18 protein-coding genes are annotated in these 18,300 nt (G+C 66.6%); 8 read left to right on the forward strand and 10 right to left on the reverse strand.

The genetic code is table 11. From position 1 onward, the window contains the following. The first annotated feature begins 12 nt into the window (after positions 1-12). Positions 13-828: a hypothetical protein gene (locus ACOZ4N_RS04895; protein ID WP_424018812.1), complete on the forward strand. Its 816-nt coding sequence runs from the start codon at positions 13-15 to the stop codon at positions 826-828. Here the strand turns inward: ACOZ4N_RS04895 and moaA are convergent, their stop codons facing one another. After that, positions 829-1,809: a GTP 3',8-cyclase MoaA gene (gene moaA, locus ACOZ4N_RS04900; RefSeq protein WP_424018813.1), complete on the reverse strand. Its 981-nt coding sequence runs from the start codon at positions 1,807-1,809 to the stop codon at positions 829-831. It abuts the gene before it with no gap. 137 nt (positions 1,810-1,946) lie between these two features. Between moaA and ACOZ4N_RS04905 the strand changes: the two genes are divergently transcribed. Together ACOZ4N_RS04905 and ACOZ4N_RS04910 are read left to right on the forward strand one after the other, a co-directional pair. After that, positions 1,947-3,041 (forward strand): Mrp/NBP35 family ATP-binding protein, encoded by a 1,095-nt coding sequence (locus ACOZ4N_RS04905; protein ID WP_424018814.1) that lies wholly within the window; start codon positions 1,947-1,949, stop codon positions 3,039-3,041. Between the two features lie 79 nt (positions 3,042-3,120). Next, a complete protein-coding gene (locus ACOZ4N_RS04910) occupies positions 3,121-3,753 on the forward strand; it encodes a hypothetical protein (RefSeq protein ID WP_424018815.1) in 633 nt (210 codons plus the stop codon). Here the strand turns inward: ACOZ4N_RS04910 and ACOZ4N_RS04915 are convergent. Continuing rightward, complete coding sequence (locus ACOZ4N_RS04915) at positions 3,750-4,205, reverse strand: hypothetical protein (RefSeq protein ID WP_424018816.1); 456 nt, start codon at positions 4,203-4,205, stop codon at positions 3,750-3,752. The genes ACOZ4N_RS04910 and ACOZ4N_RS04915 overlap by 4 nt on opposite strands. Before the next feature lie 105 nt (positions 4,206-4,310). Between ACOZ4N_RS04915 and ACOZ4N_RS04920 the strand changes: the two genes are divergently transcribed. After that, the gene (locus ACOZ4N_RS04920) at positions 4,311-5,342 is read left to right on the forward strand and encodes a tyrosine--tRNA ligase (protein WP_424018817.1); all 1,032 of its coding nucleotides are present in this window, start codon (positions 4,311-4,313) and stop codon (positions 5,340-5,342) included. A 14-nt stretch (positions 5,343-5,356) separates the two neighbouring features. Here the strand turns inward: ACOZ4N_RS04920 and ACOZ4N_RS04925 are convergent, their stop codons facing one another. The 3 genes from ACOZ4N_RS04925 to ACOZ4N_RS04935 form a co-directional block, all read right to left on the reverse strand. After that, a complete protein-coding gene (locus ACOZ4N_RS04925) occupies positions 5,357-5,725 on the reverse strand; it encodes a P-II family nitrogen regulator (protein WP_424018818.1) in 369 nt (122 codons plus the stop codon). Beyond that, positions 5,718-7,061 (reverse strand): ammonium transporter, encoded by a 1,344-nt coding sequence (locus ACOZ4N_RS04930; protein ID WP_424018819.1) that lies wholly within the window; start codon positions 7,059-7,061, stop codon positions 5,718-5,720. The genes ACOZ4N_RS04925 and ACOZ4N_RS04930 overlap by 8 nt, the downstream gene beginning before the upstream one ends. A 339-nt stretch (positions 7,062-7,400) precedes the next feature. Then, entirely contained in the window at positions 7,401-7,754 is a 354-nt protein-coding gene (locus ACOZ4N_RS04935; RefSeq protein WP_424018820.1) for a winged helix-turn-helix transcriptional regulator, read from the reverse strand. A gap of 139 nt (positions 7,755-7,893) precedes the next feature. Between ACOZ4N_RS04935 and ACOZ4N_RS04940 the strand changes: the two genes are divergently transcribed. Together ACOZ4N_RS04940 and ACOZ4N_RS04945 are read left to right on the forward strand one after the other, a co-directional pair. After that, a complete protein-coding gene (locus tag ACOZ4N_RS04940; RefSeq protein WP_424018821.1) occupies positions 7,894-8,313 on the forward strand; it encodes a DoxX family protein in 420 nt (139 codons plus the stop codon). Between the two features lie 56 nt (positions 8,314-8,369). After that, positions 8,370-8,960, forward strand: a complete 591-nt coding sequence (locus ACOZ4N_RS04945) for a flavin reductase family protein (protein WP_424018822.1) — start codon at positions 8,370-8,372, stop codon at positions 8,958-8,960. 24 nt (positions 8,961-8,984) lie between these two features. Here ACOZ4N_RS04945 and ACOZ4N_RS04950 read toward each other — a convergent pair whose 3' ends face one another. The 4 genes from ACOZ4N_RS04950 to ACOZ4N_RS04965 all read right to left on the reverse strand — a co-directional run bounded on the left by ACOZ4N_RS04950 (position 8,985) and on the right by ACOZ4N_RS04965 (position 14,477). Continuing rightward, the gene (locus tag ACOZ4N_RS04950) at positions 8,985-10,067 is read right to left on the reverse strand and encodes an ATP-binding protein (protein ID WP_424018823.1); all 1,083 of its coding nucleotides are present in this window, start codon (positions 10,065-10,067) and stop codon (positions 8,985-8,987) included. A 2-nt stretch (positions 10,068-10,069) separates the two neighbouring features. Next, complete coding sequence (locus tag ACOZ4N_RS04955; RefSeq protein ID WP_424018824.1) at positions 10,070-10,513, reverse strand: response regulator; 444 nt, start codon at positions 10,511-10,513, stop codon at positions 10,070-10,072. Then, complete coding sequence (locus ACOZ4N_RS04960; RefSeq protein ID WP_424018825.1) at positions 10,510-13,338, reverse strand: PAS domain S-box protein; 2,829 nt, start codon at positions 13,336-13,338, stop codon at positions 10,510-10,512. The genes ACOZ4N_RS04955 and ACOZ4N_RS04960 overlap by 4 nt, the downstream gene beginning before the upstream one ends. Positions 13,339-13,400: 62 nt before the next feature. Then, on the reverse strand, positions 13,401-14,477 hold the full coding sequence (locus ACOZ4N_RS04965) for a phosphotransferase family protein (protein WP_424018826.1): 1,077 nt from the start codon (positions 14,475-14,477) through the stop codon (positions 13,401-13,403). A gap of 190 nt (positions 14,478-14,667) precedes the next feature. Here ACOZ4N_RS04965 and ACOZ4N_RS04970 point away from each other — a divergent pair, with 190 nt between their 5' ends. Together ACOZ4N_RS04970 and ACOZ4N_RS04975 are read left to right on the forward strand one after the other, a co-directional pair. Next, on the forward strand, positions 14,668-15,888 hold the full coding sequence (locus ACOZ4N_RS04970; protein WP_424018827.1) for an acyl-CoA dehydrogenase family protein: 1,221 nt from the start codon (positions 14,668-14,670) through the stop codon (positions 15,886-15,888). A gap of 42 nt (positions 15,889-15,930) precedes the next feature. Beyond that, on the forward strand, positions 15,931-17,613 hold the full coding sequence (locus ACOZ4N_RS04975; protein ID WP_424018828.1) for a rhomboid family intramembrane serine protease: 1,683 nt from the start codon (positions 15,931-15,933) through the stop codon (positions 17,611-17,613). Here the strand turns inward: ACOZ4N_RS04975 and ACOZ4N_RS04980 are convergent. Beyond that, positions 17,610-18,233 (reverse strand): METTL5 family protein, encoded by a 624-nt coding sequence (locus tag ACOZ4N_RS04980; RefSeq protein WP_424018829.1) that lies wholly within the window; start codon positions 18,231-18,233, stop codon positions 17,610-17,612. The two genes, ACOZ4N_RS04975 and ACOZ4N_RS04980, sit on opposite strands and share 4 nt — an antisense overlap. Between the last annotated feature and the right edge of the window lie 67 nt (positions 18,234-18,300).

Here is an 18,300-nt window from a genome sequence, read left to right on the forward strand (position 1 = left end):
CGATCAGAGCCGATGACGACGCCTCGCTCCGAGCGAGGGCGGGGCTGGGTCGGGACCGTCGTCTCGTCGCTCCCGACACCGGTCGGGCACACGCTCTCGCTCCAGGTGCGGTCGGTCAAGTTCCTGCGTGATCTGCCGTCGCTCGCGGCGCTGTATCTGGCCGTCGGCGTCCTCGCGTCGGTCGCACCCACGTATCTCACGTCGCTGGAACTGCTCGTCGCCAAGTTCCTGGTCTCCTGTCCGGTGCTCGCGGTGACCTACCTCGCCGTGGCAGACTGGACCGGCGTCGATCCCCAGACACCGATCTCGTTCGTGCAGGGAACCGTCGTCGGGTCGGCCGTGGTGGCGGTTCCGCTGTTGCCCATCTCACTCGCCACGCTCGCACTGCTCGCGCTGCTGGGCGGTGACGTGGCGGAGTTCGTCCCCGGCGTCTGGACCACCGGGATGCTCGAACTGTACCTGGTGCCGCTGTATCCCCTGTTGCTCTACCTGCTGGTGTCCTCGGCGCTGATCGTTCCAGCGGCTGTTATCGACCGTGCGCGTCCGACGTTCGCGGGCAGTCTCGGCTGGAAAGCGGTCAGACACGCCCGCTGGACCGTCGTCGGCGCGTTGCTCGCGACCGGACTCGTCGCGGGGGCGTTCCTCGCGGGGATCGTCGGCCTGGTCACCGCCCTGCAGTGGCTCCCGACCGGGACCGCCCCCACGCTCGATTTCGCGTTCGCCCGCCGCGTCGTCTACGAGGTCGGGAAGTGGCTGTTCGTCGTCACGCTCGGCATGCTGTACGTCGATCAACGCCCGGGAGAACGGGACGGCGCGCTCTACCGGTAATCAGACGCCGATGTACTCCTCGTTGATCGTCCACTCGCCGTCGTCGTCCTTGATCATGTACTCACCGTAGTACGGCACCCGCTCGTGGACTGTCTCGCGGAACGCCTCCCGGATCTCGGCTCTCGTCATCTCGCCCATCGACCGCAGGTCGTCGTTCCGGTTGAGACAGCCCTTGAGATATCCTTCGTGCGTCACGCGCACGCGATGGCAGTTCGCACAGAAGTCCGCGTTCCCGACCGGGTCGACGATCTCGACCATGCCGCTCGCGTCGTCGCCCGGCGTTCCACCCACCCAGTAGCGCCGCCGGTCGTGCATGTCCCGCTGTTCGACGTGATCGGCCTGCTCTTCGAGCCAGTCGTGGACGCGCTGGATGTCGACGGCCCACTCCGGCCGGCCGGCGAGTTCGGGCATGTACTCGATGAGCTGGAGCTGCAGGCCGTCGTTCTCGGCCACGTGGTCGACCATCTCGGGGACGTAGCCCGCAGTCTGTTCGAACACGACCATGTTCAGCTTCACGGGCTGGAGGCCGGCTTCGAGCGCGGCCTCGACACCCTCGATGACGGCTTCGTACTCGCCGCTTTTCGTGACCTCGGCGAACGCCTCCTGGTCGAGGGCGTCCTGGGAGACGTTCACCCGGTCGAGGCCCGCGTCGACCAGATCCGGGGCGCGGCCGGGGAGGTAGGTCCCGTTGGTCGTCAGCGAGGTCTCCATCCCGTCGGGTGTGCGCCGGACGATCTCCTCGAGGTCGTCCCGGAGCATCGGCTCGCCGCCCGTGAACTTCACCGCCTCCACGTCGAACTCCCGCGCGACCTCCAGAAATCGAACCACGTCGTCGGTACTCATCTCGTCGTCCCGCGGCTCCATCGGCCCGCGCGTGTCGCCCAGTCCCTCGTTGTGGCAGTAGACGCAGTCGAAGTTACACCGGTCCGTCAGCGAGACACGGACCCCCGACACCTCGCGCCCGAACTGGTCGACCAACATATCCGATTCTGTGGTGGCCGCGTGCTTAAATCCGCTGACGAACGCGGGGTTCGTGTAATCGGTTGTGGTTACACTCTCGTCGTGACCGGTTCCCCAGTTCACAATCCTTATCGCCGCGCCGGCCCCTCAGTGGCGGTATGAACGAAGCCGACATCCGGGACCGGCTCCGGAACGTGACCGATCCCGACCTGGGCGACGACATCGTCTCACTCGGGCTGGTCAACGACATCACCGTCGACGGCGAGACGGTCCACATCTCGCTGGCGCTCGGGGCACCCTACTCCCCGACGGAGACGGCTATCGCGAACGACGTGCGCGAGGTGCTGGCCGACTCCGGCCTCGACATCGACCTCTCGGCGGACGTGGATAGCGGGGTCGACCCCGAGGAACAGATCCTGCCAAACGTCGAGAACATCATCGCGGTCGCCTCCGGCAAGGGCGGGGTCGGCAAGAGTACCGTCGCCGTCAACCTCGCCGCAGGGCTTTCCCAGATGGGTGCCCGTGTCGGCCTGTTCGACGCCGACGTGTACGGCCCCAACGTCCCGCGGATGGTCGCCGCCGAGGAACGGCCCAAGGCCACCAAGGACGAGCAACTCGTCCCGGTCGAGAAGTTCGGGATGAAGCTGATGAGCATGGACTTCCTCGTCGGCGAGGACGACCCCGTCATCTGGCGCGGCCCGATGGTCCACAAGGTCCTCACCCAGCTCTGGGAAGACGTCGAGTGGGGCGCGCTCGACTACATGGTGATCGACCTCCCGCCGGGAACCGGCGACACCCAGCTCAGCATGCTCCAGACCGTCCCCGTCACGGGCGCGGTGATCGTCACGACGCCCCAGGACGTAGCCGTCGACGACGCCCGCAAGGGCCTGGAGATGTTCGGCAAGCACGACACGCCCGTCCTGGGCATCGTCGAGAACATGGCCTCCTTCCAGTGTCCCGACTGTGGCTCACAGCACCACATCTTCGGCGAGGGCGGGGGCCGCGAGTTCGCCGACGAGTCCGACATGCCGTTCCTGGGCTCGATCCCGCTCGATCCCCGCGTCCGCGAGGGCGGCGACGACGGCGAACCCACAGTGCTGGACGACGAGTCCGAAACGGGCGAAGCCTTCCGCGAGTTCGCCGCCGAAGCCGCCGACATGCAGGGGATCGTCCACCGCCGCGGGCTCTCCATCGAGCGTTCGACGCCGGACCACGATCACGACCACGAACACGACCACGATCACGCGCACTGATCGCGGCGTCGACGCCGTGGCACAAACGGTCATTTGAGCCTTCTCGGGATTGATGGGCGGTGCCGACGACGCTCGCTCTATGATCAGGATGGGTCTCGCGGTGGGTGGTATCGTCTGTCTGCTCGTGCTATCGGGCTGTCTCGGCGTCGGCGGCGTCGACCGAACGCCGACCGATACGTCGCCGGCCGACGCGTCGTCGACTCCGGAGGGGTCGCCAGCGGCGCACTCGACGCCCGCGCCTGCCGCCACCGACACGGATCACGTCCGGCGCGCCGTCGCGTTCGTCGAGGACTACCGGCTCCGGTCGGCCGCGAATCGAACGGCCGACGACGGCAACGCGACAGCCAGCGGGCCGGACACGGTGATGCGGTTCCGGTACGTCGAGAACACGAGCGCCATCCCGTGGCCGGAGTCGAACGTGACGCGGATGTCGGTCTATCCGGGTGTCGACCCTGCGGAAACCGTCGAGCGTGGCGACGGTACGGCGACCGTCCAACTGACCACCTGGAGCCGGGTCAACGGCGTCCTCACGAACTGGACGGTCACAGTGGCCGACGACGGGACCGTGACCCGGGCCACCGGAGTGGCACAGGACACGCAGGTCGGTGACTATCGGCTCGTCTGGGAGGGGATCGCGACGCCACTGCCGGGTGAGGAGTACATCTCGCTGGGGCGGGCGAAACTGTCGGGCGAGTCGGGGAGCAACCGCTAGTCGTCGGCCGCCACCGCGTCGTCGGTCAGGTCTTCGAGCGCCCAGGTGACGACGCGGGCCTCGACCAGATCCCGCACGTCGACGTGGTCGTCCTCGTCGTACTCCTCGATCACGCGACGGCTCTCCTCGCGCATCTCCCGTTCCAGCGGTCGCTGGTCGGGTTCGTCGCGCACGTCGTTGAGCAGTGCCTCGAAGTCCTCGCGGAGGTCGAAGTCCGCGCGGGCGGCGTTACACCGCGAGAGCGGGCTCATCCCGGCGTCCAGCACCAGATCGACGACGGTCTCCCAGTCGCTGGCACAGAAGTAGATCGACACCTCCCCAACGATGTCCTGCCAGGCGATGGGGCCGCTGTTGTCCAGTTGCTGGACGGCGCGGGGCGGCAGGTCGAGCCGCGACTCGGTGTCGGGGTTCCCGCACAGGCAACAGGGCTTCTCCGTCTTCCCCGTGTACATAGACAGCGTTAGGGAGTCGACCGGCTTGTGTCTGTTCCATCCGGATTCGACGCTGGACCGACGCGACTGACAAGGTTTTAATCGCCGGCACCGGGACTCGGAGGTATGAACACGGCCGACCGGCTCGACCTCCTGACGCGCTACACCGAGGAGGTCGTCACCGAGGACGAACTGGAGGAACTGCTCGACGGGGAGCCGACCGCCTACATCGGCTACGCCCCCACCGGCGAGATGCACATCGGCCACTTCACGACGATCCGCAAACTCGCGGACTTCCAGCGGGCCGGCGTCGACGTCACGGTGTTGATCGCCGACCTGCACGCCCACCTCGACAGCGAGAAGAGCCCCTGGGACCTGCTCGACGCCCGCAGCGAGTACTACGAGGAGTCGATCCGCGCGATGCTCGATTCGGCCGGCGGCGACCCCGAATCCATCGACTTCGTGCGCGGCCAGGAGTTCCAGCTCGACGAGGAATACACGCTGGAGATGTACCGGATGGCCGCCGAGACCACGCTCTCGCGCGCCCAGCGCGCCGCGAGCGAGGTCGTCCGCCAGTCCGACAGCCCGGCGCTCGGCGGCCTCATCTACCCGCTGATGCAGAGCCTCGACGTGAAGGCACTGGACGCCGACATCGCCTACGGCGGGATCGATCAACGGGGCATCTACATGCTCGGCCGCGAGATCCTCCCCGACCACGGCGGCGAGGCCCCCGTCTGTCTGTTCGCCCCCCTGCTCTCGGGTCTCTCCGGCGGGAAGATGAGCGCCTCGGACGCCACCTCGAAGATCAACCTCACCGACGACGCCGAGCAGGTCGCGGAGAAGATCAACGGCGCGTACTGCCCGCAGGGCGAGGTCGAGGACAACGGCGTGCTGGAGTACGTGCGCTTCCTGATCTTCCCGATCCTCGAAGAACGCGAGGCGGACTTCGTCGTCGAACGCCCCGAGGAGTACGGCGGCGACCTCGTCTTCGAGGAGTACGACGACCTCGAAGCGACGTACGTCGAGGGCGAACTCCACCCCCAGGATCTGAAGAACGCCGCCGCCGGCTACATCGACGAGGCCATCGCACCGATCCGTGAGCGCCTGACCGACCAGCCGGAACTGCTGGCCGAGGCGTATCCGGAGAACTACGAGTAGGCCGTTCTTTTCGGTCAGACCGCGTCCGGGCCGCGCTCGCCCGTCCGGATCTGGTAGGCTTCGGCCACGTCGAGGACGAACACCTTGCCGTCGCCCGCCTCGCCGGTGTAGGCGGCGTCACAGATCGCCTCCGCCACTTCCGATCCCGGCACGTCCGCGACGACACATTCGAGTTTGACCTTCTCGTGGAGGTCGACGGTGTACTCCTCGCCGCGCCACTGCCCCTTCTTTGCGGGCTGGCTCCCGCGCCCGCGCACGTTCGATACAGTCAGCGATGGCGCGCCGACTTCCGCCAGCGCCTGCTTGACCTCGTTGAGCTGTTTCGGTCGGATGTACGCCACGACCATCTCGATCTCGCGGTCGTCGTTCGTGTCGTCAGTCATCGCTTCGTGCACTCTCGGCCCGGAAGTTACCTCCATCGGTCCGGACCGCGCTGTCGTTGACGCCCTGATCGCCGAACTCGGGGTAGGTCTCGACGCCGTGCTGTGACAGGTCGAGGCCGTCTTCCTCGGTGTCACGGGTGACGCGGGCCTGGCCCGTGGCCGTCGCGACCTCGAACAGGGCGAACGTCGTCACGGCAGTCCACAGACCGATGATCGCGACGCCGGCCAGCTGGATTCCGACCTGTGAGAGCGCGCTCGTGAGTGACCCGCCGCCTGTCCATGTCGCGGTGCTGACGAGCGGGAACGCGACGATGCCGAGGATGCCGGCGGTCCCGTGGACGGGGAAGACCGCACACACGTCGTCGATCCGGAGGCGGCGCTCGACGAACTGGAAGACCAGCGGCAACTGGACGCCGGCGACGGTGCCGAGCAGGAGCGCACCGGGCCAGACGATGGCGTCCGCGACGCCGGTCACGCCGACCAGTCCCGCGAGCATCCCGTTGGCGAGGTAGAGGGTGTCGACTTTCCCGGTCCGGTACCAGGTGACCAGTCCGGCGGCGAGGCCGCCGGTGACCATGCCGAGCGTGGTGTTGATCGCGACGAGGCCGACGTAACCGAAGTCCGCCAGCGCGACCGACCCGCCGTCGACGGTCAGCACCTTGACCGCGGTGCCGACGTTGAACCCGTACCAGCCGAACGCGAGGATCAGCGTGCCCAGGACCGCGAGCGTCACCGAGTGGCCGGGGATGACGTTGACGCCACCCTCGTCGTCGAACCGGTCGATGCGGGAGCCCAGCACCCACGCCGCGACGAGGCCGGAGATGCCGCCCATCCCGTGGATGACCATGCCGCCGGCGAAGTCGTGAAAGCCCAGGGTGGCGAGGAAGCCGCTGTTCCAGACCAGCCCCACCGCCGCCGGGTAGATGACGCCCACGATGGCGACCGTGTAGATGACGTACATCCGGGGCTTGCAGCGGCCGGCGACCCCGCCGCTGACGATGTTGGCCGCCGCGATGGCGAACATCCCGCCGAACAGCCAGTTCACCCAGTCGACCGACCCGCCCCACAGGTACGAGAAGGCCGCCGAGAGGCTCACCGGGTCGGGACCGGTCGCCTGCCCCACGAGATTCGCCACACCGGCCCCGAGCAGGAAGTACACGAGCAACCCGACACAGAGCGTGATCAGCGTCTGTGTCAGCTGATTGGCGACGTTTTTCGCCCGGACCTGCCCGGCTTCGAGCATCGCGAACCCGGCCTTCATGAAGAAGATCAGGAAGGTGACCAGCAACACCCAGACCAGGTTCACCCCCTGGACGAGCGCCGACAGTTCACTCATCGCGACCCACCTCGTTTTCCGACCGAACGTCTACCGAAACCGCCGAGAGGTTGCCAATGTCGTGATCCATAACCGAGCGATTCGTTCTGGAGATGCCCTATTTAATATCTGGGTTTACGAACCGCAACTATGGCGAGTATTTTCGGACAGAGACGGAAAATTGTGAAGAATATAACGGATATTAGGTTGTAAAGCGTGTGTTTCGCGGATGACCTGGGGCCGGATTTTGCACAATCGTTCGTCGGGTACCCCGGCTTGAACGCCCGTCAGAGCGGGCGCGCACGACGGGGAGCGTGCCACCGAAGGGGTGAGACGCGGATCCAGCGGCGAGCCGACGGCTCAGTCCGCGGTCGCGGGCTCGGTCTCGGGTTCGGCCTCCGGCGCCAGCCACTCGTCGGCCCAGGTCTCGATCTCGTCGAAGACGGGACAGAGCGACTCGCCTTTCGCCGTCAGCGTGTAGTAGGTCGCGACCGGTGCGTCTTCCTCGAGCCGTCGGGAGACGAAACCCATCTCCTGGAGGTCGTCGAGGACCCGCGAGAGCGTCCGCGAACTCGCGCCCGTCGACCGCTTGAGTTCGTTGAACCGCTTCTCTCCTTCCCGGAGGTCGTGCAAGACGACGAGCCGCCACTGTGACCCGATCTGCTCGATGGACCGCACGATCGGGCAGGCGTCGGGATTGTCTTCCGCTGTCATCGATGTCACCTACTAACAGTAATGTCCGGGAACGAATATATAGGTTCGCATTGTAACCAGATACTGCGATGAAATCAGATATCAAAGTGAAACTGGGTATCGAAACGGAACTACCTGCGGTCGCGGAGGTGCTGGCCTGATGGTGTTCGACACCGCCGGAGCCGGCGTCGCGTTCCTGCTGGGCCGCGTTCTGTTCGGCGCAGTGCTGGCGTTCATGGGTCTCAACCACTTCCTGAACGGTGAGGAGATGGTGCCCTACGCCCAGTTCAAGGGCATCCCGTTCCCGGGACTCGCCGTGCCGTTCAGCGGCGGGCAGTTACTGTTCGGTGGCCTCGCCATCGCGCTCGGGGCCTACCCCGTACTCGGCGCGGGTGCGCTCGCGCTGTTCCTGCTCGTGGCGACGCCGACGATGCACGACTTCTGGGCGGCCGCCGAGGAAGACCAGCAAGACGAGATGATCAACTTCCTCAAGAACGTCGCGATGCTGGGCGGCGCGCTCGTCTTCCTCGCGCTGGGCAGTGCCGACTGGCCGTACGCCGTCGGCGTGGGCCTGTTCTGAAACGGCAGGATTAGAGGGATCGGGGCCCTCGACACGCACGTTCCACCCACCCCACCATGCAGATCGACCCCGAAACCTACGACCGGTCGCTGTATCGCACGATGACGGGCGCGGTCGTGCCCCGTCCCATCGGCTGGATCTCGACGACGAGCGAGGACGGCGTCGACAACCTCGCCCCCTACAGCTACTTCAACGTGGTCAGCGTCGACCCGCCGGTCGTGATGTTCTCCCCCGCCGACAAGGGACCGGACGAATTGAAGGATTCGGCCCGCAACGTCGTCGACACCGGCGAGTTCGTCCACAACGCCGTCACCCGACCGCTGGCCGAGTCGATGAACGAGACCAGCGCGACGCTCCCGGCCGAGGAGAGCGAGTTCGATCACACCGGGCTGGAGCGCGTCGAGAGCGAGAAAGTCGCGCCGCCGCGCGTGGCCGCGGCCGACATCGCCTTCGAGTGTGAACTGTACGACGTGGTCGACGTGGGCGTCGGGACGATGATCCTCGGCGAGATCGTCCTCGTCCACGTCGACGACACCGTGACGACCGACGGGAAAGTCGACGTGGAGAAGGTCGACGCCGTCGGTCGGCTCGCGGGCAACTACTACGCGAGTACCGACGACCGCTTCAGAATCGAACGGCCGGACTGACGGGACAGTCGCATCCGGAACCGGTCAGGCCGCCGGTAATTCCACCGTGACCACCGTGCCGCCGTCCTCGCTGTCCGCGAGCGTGACCTCGCCGCCGTAGACCGACACCATCGAGTTGACGAAGTAGAGGCCGAACCCGCTCCCGCCGGACTGGTCGCCGGTCTCGCCGCGGTCGAACACCCGCTTTTTCGTCTCGTCGTCGATGCCCGGGCCGTCGTCCCGGATGTCGAGTCGGATCTGCCCGTTGGTATCGGTGACGGTGGCCTCGATCTCGGTCGGCCCGTCGCCGCCGTGTTCGACCGCGTTGGACAGCAGGTTCCCGACCACCTCCGACAGCAGGTCGTCCGCGATCACTGGGGCGCTGTCCGGGAGATCGACGTCGATGGTCACGTCGTCGTCCATCCCTCGCACGCGCTCGGTCTCGTCCTGGACGACCGGCACCAGGTCGACGCGTGCGAGTTCCGGGTCCGAATCGTCCGTGAGCGTGTCGAGGACCGATTTCACTTTCCGGGTGAGGTCGATGATGTTGTCGCTCCACTCGACGATGGTCTCGGCGTCGCTCTCGACGCTGCCCTCACCGCGGCGTTCGAGCAGTTCCGCCCGCATCTTGATCACTTCCAGCCCGTTGAGCATGTCGTGTCGGAGAATGGAGTTGAAAAACTCCATCTGCTCTTTCTGCCGCCGGAGTTCCCGCTCGCTCTTTTTGCGCTCGATGGCGTACCGAAGCGATCGGGCGAGCGTGTCACCGTCGATCTCGTCTTTGACCAGGTAGTCCTGAGCACCGCGCTGGATGGCCTCCACGGACAGGTCGTGGTCTTTCAGGCCCGTCAGCACGACGACCGGGACCGTCGTGTAGCGGTCGAGAAAGCGGTCGAGTGTGTCCATGCCGGAACTCTCCGGCAGTCCCAGGTCGAGAAAGACCACGTCGAACGGGTGTTCCGACAGTTCCGCGAACGCGTCGTCGAGGCGGTCGACGTGAGTGATGTCGGGGCCGCCCGCGGCGCTGGTGAACGAACTCCCCCGGAGGTGGTGGCGGAGCAGTTTGGCGTCGCCGGGGTTGTCCTCGACCATCAGCACGTCCGTCGGCTCCTGCATGATCCCCGACATGGTCACTCCGGTGGCATCTTCACGACGGTCAGCCAGAAGTCCTCGATCCGCTCGACGACCTCCAGGAATCCCTCGAAGTCGACCGGCTTCGTGAGGTAGGCGTTCGCGTGGAAGTCGTAGGACTCCAGGATGTCCTCCTCGGCTGCGGAACTGGTGAGGATGACGACGGGAATCCGCCGCAGTTCCGGATCGGCCTTCACGTCCCTGAGGACCTCCTTGCCGTCCTTGCCTGGCATGTTGAGGTCCAGCAGGATCAGGTCCGGCCGCGGCCGGTCGGCGTAGTCGCCCTCCTGCCGGAGGAACTTCATGGCCTCGATGCCGTCGGGGACGGTGTAGAGGTTGTTCAGCACCGATCCCTCCTCGAAGGCCTTCTCGGTCAGGCGTACGTCGCCGGGGTTGTCCTCGGCCAGCAACACGTCGATGGGTTCGCTCTCGGGCGGCGTCATGGCGTCACCTCCTCGTCCTCGGGGATGGTGAAGACGAATTTCGCGCCCCCGTCGTCGGCCGATTCGACCCGGATATCGCCGCCGTGGCGGTCGACGATCCGCTGACAGACCGCCAGGCCGATCCCGGTCCCCTCGTCCGATGTGCGGTCACCGCGTTTGAAGATCTCGAAGATCGCGTCCCGCTGGCTCTCCGGGACCCCTGGCCCGTCGTCGGCCACCGCGAACCGACAGCCCTCGTCGGTCCGCTGGCCGGAGATGGTAACCGTCGGGGCGTCGTCGACATCGGCGTGGTCGATGGCGTTTTTCACGAGGTTACGGAACACCTGGCCCAACTGGTCGCGGTCGGCGGCGACCGTCGGCAGTGACTCGACCGAAACGGTCGCGTCGGACTCCTCGATCAGCAGTTCGAGGTCCTGAAGCGTCTCCTCGACCAGCGATTCGGTGTCGCACTCGGCGAAATCCGCGCCCTGCGTGTGGACCCGGGAGTAGGTCAACAGCGCGTCGATCATCGATTGCATCCGCTGGGCGCCGTCCACGGCGAACTCGATGTACTCGTCGGCCTCGTCGTCCAGCTGGTCGCCGTACTCCCTCGCCAGCAGGTCGACGTAACTGGAGACCATCCGGAGCGGTTCCTGGAGGTCGTGGGAGGCGATGTACGCGAACTCCTGGAGGCGTTCGTTCGAGCGCTCCAGGTCCGCTTTCGTGGCTTTGAGTTCCGCCTCGCGTTCGGCCCGGGCGAGGGCCGCGACCGCGTTCCGCGCGAGCGTGTCGAGCAGCCTGACCTCCGTCTCGCCGAACTCCGTCTCCGTCCGGGCCGCGACGTGGAGCGTCCCGAAATCGCCCAGTGGCTGCACGAGGACGGTCTCCACGTCAGGGTGAACGTTCTCGATGACGGTGTCCTCGGTGTTCGCGTAGTCGTCGATGAGTCGGGTCTCCCCGGCCTCGAAGATCGTCATCTCGACGGTATCGTCGTCGATGGTCGGCACTTCGTCCATCCCGGCCGCCGAGAGCATGTCCCGCAAGGCCTGGTTGCTGGCCACCGGATCGAGCGTCTCGGACTCCTGATCGTATCGACAGACGGTCGCGAGGGAGTGATCCAGCGTCTCGTCGGCGATGTCGACGATGGTCTCGGCGACTTCGGTCGGTGACGTGGCGTACATGAGTCGCCGGGTCGCTTCGTTGATCGCGGCGACCTGATTCTCGCGTCGCTTCTGCTCGGTCACGTCGACGCTGACGCCGACGACTCGCGTGACACGGCCGTCGTCGAGGATCGGTTGGAGCCAGGACCGGTACCAGCGACCCTGAACTGACACGGTGGACTCGACTTTCTCGCCTTCGAGCGCGCGGTCGACCATCTCGACGACCTCCGAGTTGTCACCGTACACCTGCTCCACGTGCAGACCGTTCACTTCACCGGGTTCGAGACCCAAATCGGCCAGGCCCTGCCCCTGGGACTGCAGGAACACGCCCTCGTCGTCGAGCGCGTACATGATCAGGGGCGCGTTGTCGAACAGGGTTCGCAACCGCTGGTTCTGCATTTCGAGGCGGTGTTCGCGCTCGTTGCGCTCGGTCACGTCCACGCCCTGAGCGACGATCGTCGTGACCTCGCCGCCCTCGATCACCGGCCGGATCGTCACGTCGGCGTCGATCTCGTTCCCCGCCGCGTCGACGTGTGTCGCCTCGAACTCGACGGTCGCACCGTCGCGGGCGCGCTCGACCGCGTCTCTCGCCTGTCGCTGGAGGGGTTCGGAGTGATCCCACCACGGGCCGTCCCAGAACTTCTCGCCGACGAACTCCTCGGGGTCACGGTCGACGAACTTCCAGGCGGTCTCGTTGGCCCGGAGCAGGGTGCCATCGGTATCGAGTATGCCGATGAACGACCGCGGCGCGTTGAACGCCGCTTTGAGCTGGCGTCGCTGTTCGTCCAGCCGCGCCTCTCGTCGCTCCCGTTCGAGAACCGAACCGAGCAGTCGCGCAGCCACGTCGACGAACATCCGCTCGGTCTCGGTGAACGGCTGGTCCCGCGGCTCCGTCGCGGCGAAACAGACCGTCCCGACCTGACGACCGTCGACCAGGAGTGCCGTCCCGAGATAACTCCCGAGTTCGAACCGTTCGACAGCCGCACTCGCTCCCCACTCCGTCTCGGCCACGTCGGTCACCGCCCGGACGGTCTCGTCGTCGTCGCCCGCGGCGGTGTGTTCACAGTACGTCTCATCGATGGGGGCTTCGTCGCCGATCTCCAGTCCCACGCCGTGCCCGACGGCGTGGCTGATCGTCTGTGTCTCGTCGTCGATGTCGGTCACGTACGCGAAGTCGACATCGAGAAACTCGGTCCCGGTATCGAGGACCTGCCGGATGGTCGTGTCGGCGTCGGCGTCTTCGATGGTGATCTCGTGGAGGCGCTGGAGTGCTTCCCTGCTCGATCGCAACTCCGCGGCCTGTCGTCGGCGGTCGGTCACGTCCCGGAGGAACGCCAGCAGTCGCTCCTCGCCGTCGAAGGTCGCACGCGACAGTGAGATGTCGACCAGAACGACCGTCCCGTCGGCCCGCTCCAGCCGACACTCGAACCCGTGTTCGCCCGTCTCGGCGGCCTCGGTCAGCGCCGTCTCGATGTCGGCCCCGACCGTCTCCGCCCCGACCGGTGTGAGGTCCGCGACACGTCGACCGACGATCTCCGTCCGGTCGTACCCGAGCAACTCGACTGCCGCCTCGTTGGCGTCGACGACCGACTGCGTGGTGAGATCGGCAACGAGAATCGGATCGCGGGAGACCTCGAACAGGTCGGGCGAGGGCTCGACCCGTGAATCCGCAGGCTCAGTTCCCATGCGTGCGCTTGACGCTTCCGGTACATTTGCCTATCTGGCCAATATCAAATACTGAGAACGTCTTACAGCGGTTCCTCGCCGTCGATGATCCGCTGGGCGCGGTCGGCCAGCGCGGGGACACCCTCGCGCATCTTCGGGTACATCGGATCGTCGCTGTTGCCTTCGAGGAACCGGCGGAAGAACATCTCGCCGAGCGCGGCGAGTTTGTAGACCGCCAGCGCGCGGTAGAACCGCTCGTGTTCGAACTCGAAGCCGGTCGCGTCCTCGTAGCGGGCGACCAGTTCCTGGCGGGTCATGTAGTCGTCGTTCGCCATGAACGTCGTCGACAGCGAGTCCGTCGACTCTGGCGGGGCGGGGTCCTTCGCGTCCCACCAGTACGACAGCATCCAGCCCAGGTCGGTGAGCGGGTCGCCCAGCGTGGACATCTCCCAGTCGAAGATGCTGGCGATCTCGGGGTCGTCCGCGGGCGCGTACATCACGTTGTCGAGCTTGTAGTCGCCGTGGACCAGCGTCTCCGGGTGGTCCTCGGGGGCGTTCTCCTTCAGCCACTCCATCACGTCGTGGACGACCGGGACCTCACGCTCCTCGGTGGTGACCTGGAAGGCCCACTCGAACTGCTCGCTCCACCGCTTGACCTGGCGCTGGGTGAACCCCTCGGGGTAACCGAACTCGCCGAGGCCTACGGCCTCGAAGTCGACCTGGTGGATCTCGGCGAGTCGGTCGACCAGTTCCGCACCGATCTGTCGGCGCGCGTCGGGATTCCGGAACCGCTCGGGTTCCTCGTCCCGCAGGACGGTCCCCTCCTCGCGCTCCATGACGTAGAAGTCCGAGCCGATGATGTCGTGGTCGTCCGTGGCCGCGACCGTCCGCGGCACGCGAACGTCGGTGTCCTGCAACGCGTCGACCACCTTGTACTCGCGGAGCACGTCGTGGGCTTTGTCGGCGGTCTCGCCCGGCGGCGGCCGTCGGATGACCAGTTCCTGCTCGCCCCAGGTGACGAACAGCGTCTCGTTGGAGTGGCCCTCCTGGTGGTGGGCCACGTCGTACGTTTCGACGGGGCCGAGTTCGGCTTCGAGGTAGTCGGCCAGTTTCTCCGTATCGACGATCCGGTCGAAGTACGCCTCGCTCTCGTCGGTCACGGGACTGTCACCCCGGACGCAACACCAGTGTCCGCTAACATTGTTAGGTGGATTGCGGTCCACGTATGAATAAGTGGGGGTTGCCGAGCCGCGGCCCCGTCACCGAGGGGGTATATCCTGGGTGATCGCCCGTGGGCCGTGCTGTCACGACTGGGGGATGTTTTACAATGTTGTGTTTGTAAGGGGTGGTATGGTAGTCGAGTACGAGGATTCGGACACGGCTGCGGAGCTTCGGGAGAAAGCACACGAGTTCGTCCAGAACGAGGTCATTCCGGTCGAGCGCGAGTACCTCGGCGACGGGCCGGTGCCCCACGAGGAGATCGAGGACCTGCGGGCGATCGCACAGGAGCGAGGCATCTACTGTCCCCAGATCGACGAGGAGTTCGGCGGCGGCGGGTACAACTTCCGTGACGTGTTGCCCCTGTTCGAGGAGGCGGGCAAGAGCCTGCTCGGACAGGCCGCGATGCGCGTCGACGCGCCCGACGAGGGCAACATGCACACGCTGGAGATGTTCGGGACCGACGAACAGCAGGAGGAGTGGCTGAAGCCGCTGGTCGCCGGCGAGATCCGGTCGGGCTTCTCGATGACCGAGCCGATGCAGGGCGCCGGCTCGGACCCCAAGATGATGCAGACGACGGCGGAGAAAGACGGCGACGAGTGGGTCATCAACGGCCACAAGTGGTGGACGACACAGGGCGACGAGGCCGACCTCCTGCTCGTGATGGCCCGCACCGACATGGACGCACACCCGTACGCGGGCACGTCCATCATCCTCGTGCCGATGGACACCGACGGGGTCGAGGTCGTCGAACCGACGCCCCACCTCGGGCAGACGCTGATGGAGGAGAGCCACGCCGAGATCCGGTACGACGACGTGCGCGTCCCCGAGGAGAACCTGCTGGGCCCGGAGAACGAGGGCTTCGCCATCTCGCAGGAACGCCTCGGTCCGGCCCGCCTGACCCACTGTATGCGCTTCTCCGGGATGGCCGAGCGAGCGCTGGGCATCGCCAAGGAGTACATGCAGGAACGGACGGCGTTCGACGAGCAACTCTCCGAGAAACAGGCCCAGCGGTTCGCCATCGCCGAGCAGGAGACCCAGCTCCACGCCGCCCGGACGATGGTGCGCCACGCCGCCGAGAAGATCGCCCGCGGCGAGCAGGCCCGCATCGAAGTCGCGATGAGCAAGTACTACACCGCGAACGTCGTGCAGGAGACCATCGACCTGGCACTGCAGGCCTGTGGCGGCGCGGGAATCTCCCGGCACCTCCCGCTGGCGGACTTCTACGAGTCGGTGCGCGCGTTCCGCATCATCGACGGTGCCGACGAGGTCCACAAGCGGTCCATCGCGCGCGAGGCATTCGAGGAGGAGAACGTGCCCGAGGGCGAGTTGACCAACCTGCCGCGGTTCTGACTGGTCCGGTAGGTTGAATGGAACCGGGGCCGAGACACCGGTATGGTAGCCGGCGTGTTACAGATCGCGTTGTTGCGGGCGATTCCCTGGTGGGTCTGGGCCGGCGTGGTGCTGGTTGCCGTGTTGCTCTCGCTGGGTGTCACACTTCGGTTCGAGCGTCCCCGTGGACGCTGGGGCCACGCGCTCCGTCGGCGGTTCGTCCTCGGCATCCCGTGGGGCACACTGCTGACGGTGGCCGGCGTGGCCGCGTTCTATCTCGTCGTTCAGAGCGGGTACGAACACCCGCGAAAGCCGCTGATGATCCCCTTCGTCAGCTGGTCGTACTTCTACCCGTTCGGGGTCCTCACGTCGCCGTTCGCCCACTCCGGACTCAATCACGTCACGTCGAACCTGATCGGGACGCTGACGTTCATGCCCGTCGCCGAGTACGCCTGGGGACACTTCCCCCAGTCACGGGGCAGCCAGTCGTTCGCCCGACTCCGGGACAATCCGTTCGTCAGAATCCTCGTGGTTCCGGTCGTCGCGGTCGCCGTCGGACTGCTCTCGGGCGTGTTCTCGTTCGGGCCGACCATCGGATTCTCCGGGGTCGTGTTCGCCATCGCGGGGTTCGCACTCGCCTCCTATCCGATCACGTCGATCCTCGTCTTTCTCGGCGCGCGGATCGTCGACCTCGTGATCCGGGCGGCGACCGACCCCTTCTCCGTCTCCCGGGCGAGCGAGGTGTTCGTCACGCCGGGCTGGGCCAACATCGCGATCCAGGGGCATCTCTACGGCTTCCTCCTCGGGCTCGCGCTCGGTGGGTATCTGGCGGTGCGCCGGGACCGGTTACCCGGTCCGAGTCGGCTGTGGTTCGCGACCCTGCTGTTCGCCGTTCTGCAGGGCCTCTGGCAACTGTACACGCCGCTTTCCGGCGGTCGATTCGTCCTCTATCGGGCCGTCGGCGTCGCCGCGATCTTCCTGCTCGCCGCGCTGGTCGTCGCCGGGATGGGGGACTACGGCGACCGGATGTTCCTGTCGCGGCTCGACCTCCCGCTGACCGACCGGTCGCTGACGGCGGACCTGCGAACAAGGGAGCTAGCCGGCATCGTCTTCGGTGCCGTCGTCGTCGCGCTCTCGCTGACGGCCGTCTGGACTGGGCTGTTCGTCCTCGACGACGGCGTGGACGGAGAGATCAGCGTCGACGGCTACGAGGTCACCTACGCCGAGGGGATCACCGACGAGTACACCTCCGCGTTCGCCGTCGGACCCTTCGGCGACGGCGGCCAGGTCAACACCAGTGGCGTCATCGTCACCAGTGAGTCCCGGGAGATCTTCTACACGTTCGCGGGGAAGCGAGAACTGGCGGCCAGGGGGTCGGTGACGCTGGTCCTGGGCAGTCCCGGCCGGTACGAGCGGGTCGTGGCGAACCGGACGGCCTGGAATCCCGTCGGCAACGACTCGGTCTACAAGGTCTACCTCTCCCACGGAGACACTCGACGGCTGGCGTTTAGCTCGACCCCTTCGACGGTACAGCCGCGGATCGCCGGCCGTCGGATCGTCCTCGCGCCTGCCGACGAGCGCTTCGGACTCGCCGTCAGCAACCGCACCGAGACGCTCGGCGAGACACAGGTGCCGACCGTGGGAAGGAACGTCTCTGCGAGCGGATTGCGGTTCAACCGGACCAAATCGGGGAGCCTGTTCGCGTTCACGAACGACACGCGCGTCCGGATCGCGGGCCGGCCCTAGCGCCACGCGACGCGAAACACTTCCGCGTCGATGGTCCGGGACTCCTCGGTGTGGTGATCGAACTGGTTGGGCAACTCGAAGGTGGCCCGGAAGGCGTGGGTGACCTCGCCGCCCTCGTCCGCGGCGAAGGCCTCGACGAACTCGTCGCTGTTCTCGTTGTGGATCGAGTAGGACACGTCGGCGATCTCGGCGGCGGTTTCGAGGAAGGCGCGGTCGGCGTGTTCGTTGCCGGCCTGTGCGCCGAACGGCGGGTTCATCACGACCGTCGTCGGCCCGTCGGGGCAGAGCGGGACCCGGGTCGCCTCCGCGCGGAGCCACTCGACGGCCGACGCGGAGGCCACCTTCCGCTCGTTCTCCGTCGCCGTCGCCAGGGGCGCGGGGTCCACGTCGATCCCGACGACCCGCGTCGGGCCCCGGAGCGCGGCCCCCAGCGCCAGCATTCCGGTACCACACCCGAGGTCGACGACGGTGCGATCCTCGATGTCGCCCTGCAGATCGGCCGTGTGGACCAGATGAGCAGCCAGTTCCGGCGGTGTCCGGTACTGCTCCAGCGACGCCGACGGGTTCTCGAACCCGGCGACTATCGCCAACCGCTGTGCGAGCCCGCTTTTCGTACTCATACGGAGCGCTCACCCCGACAGCCGGTCCCGAGAACACCTGTGCTCATCGCTACCCGGGAATACGCAA

This window comes from Halorientalis pallida (assembly GCF_049605515.1).
GTDB classification, from domain to species: Archaea; Halobacteriota; Halobacteria; order Halobacteriales; family Haloarculaceae; genus Halorientalis; species Halorientalis pallida_A.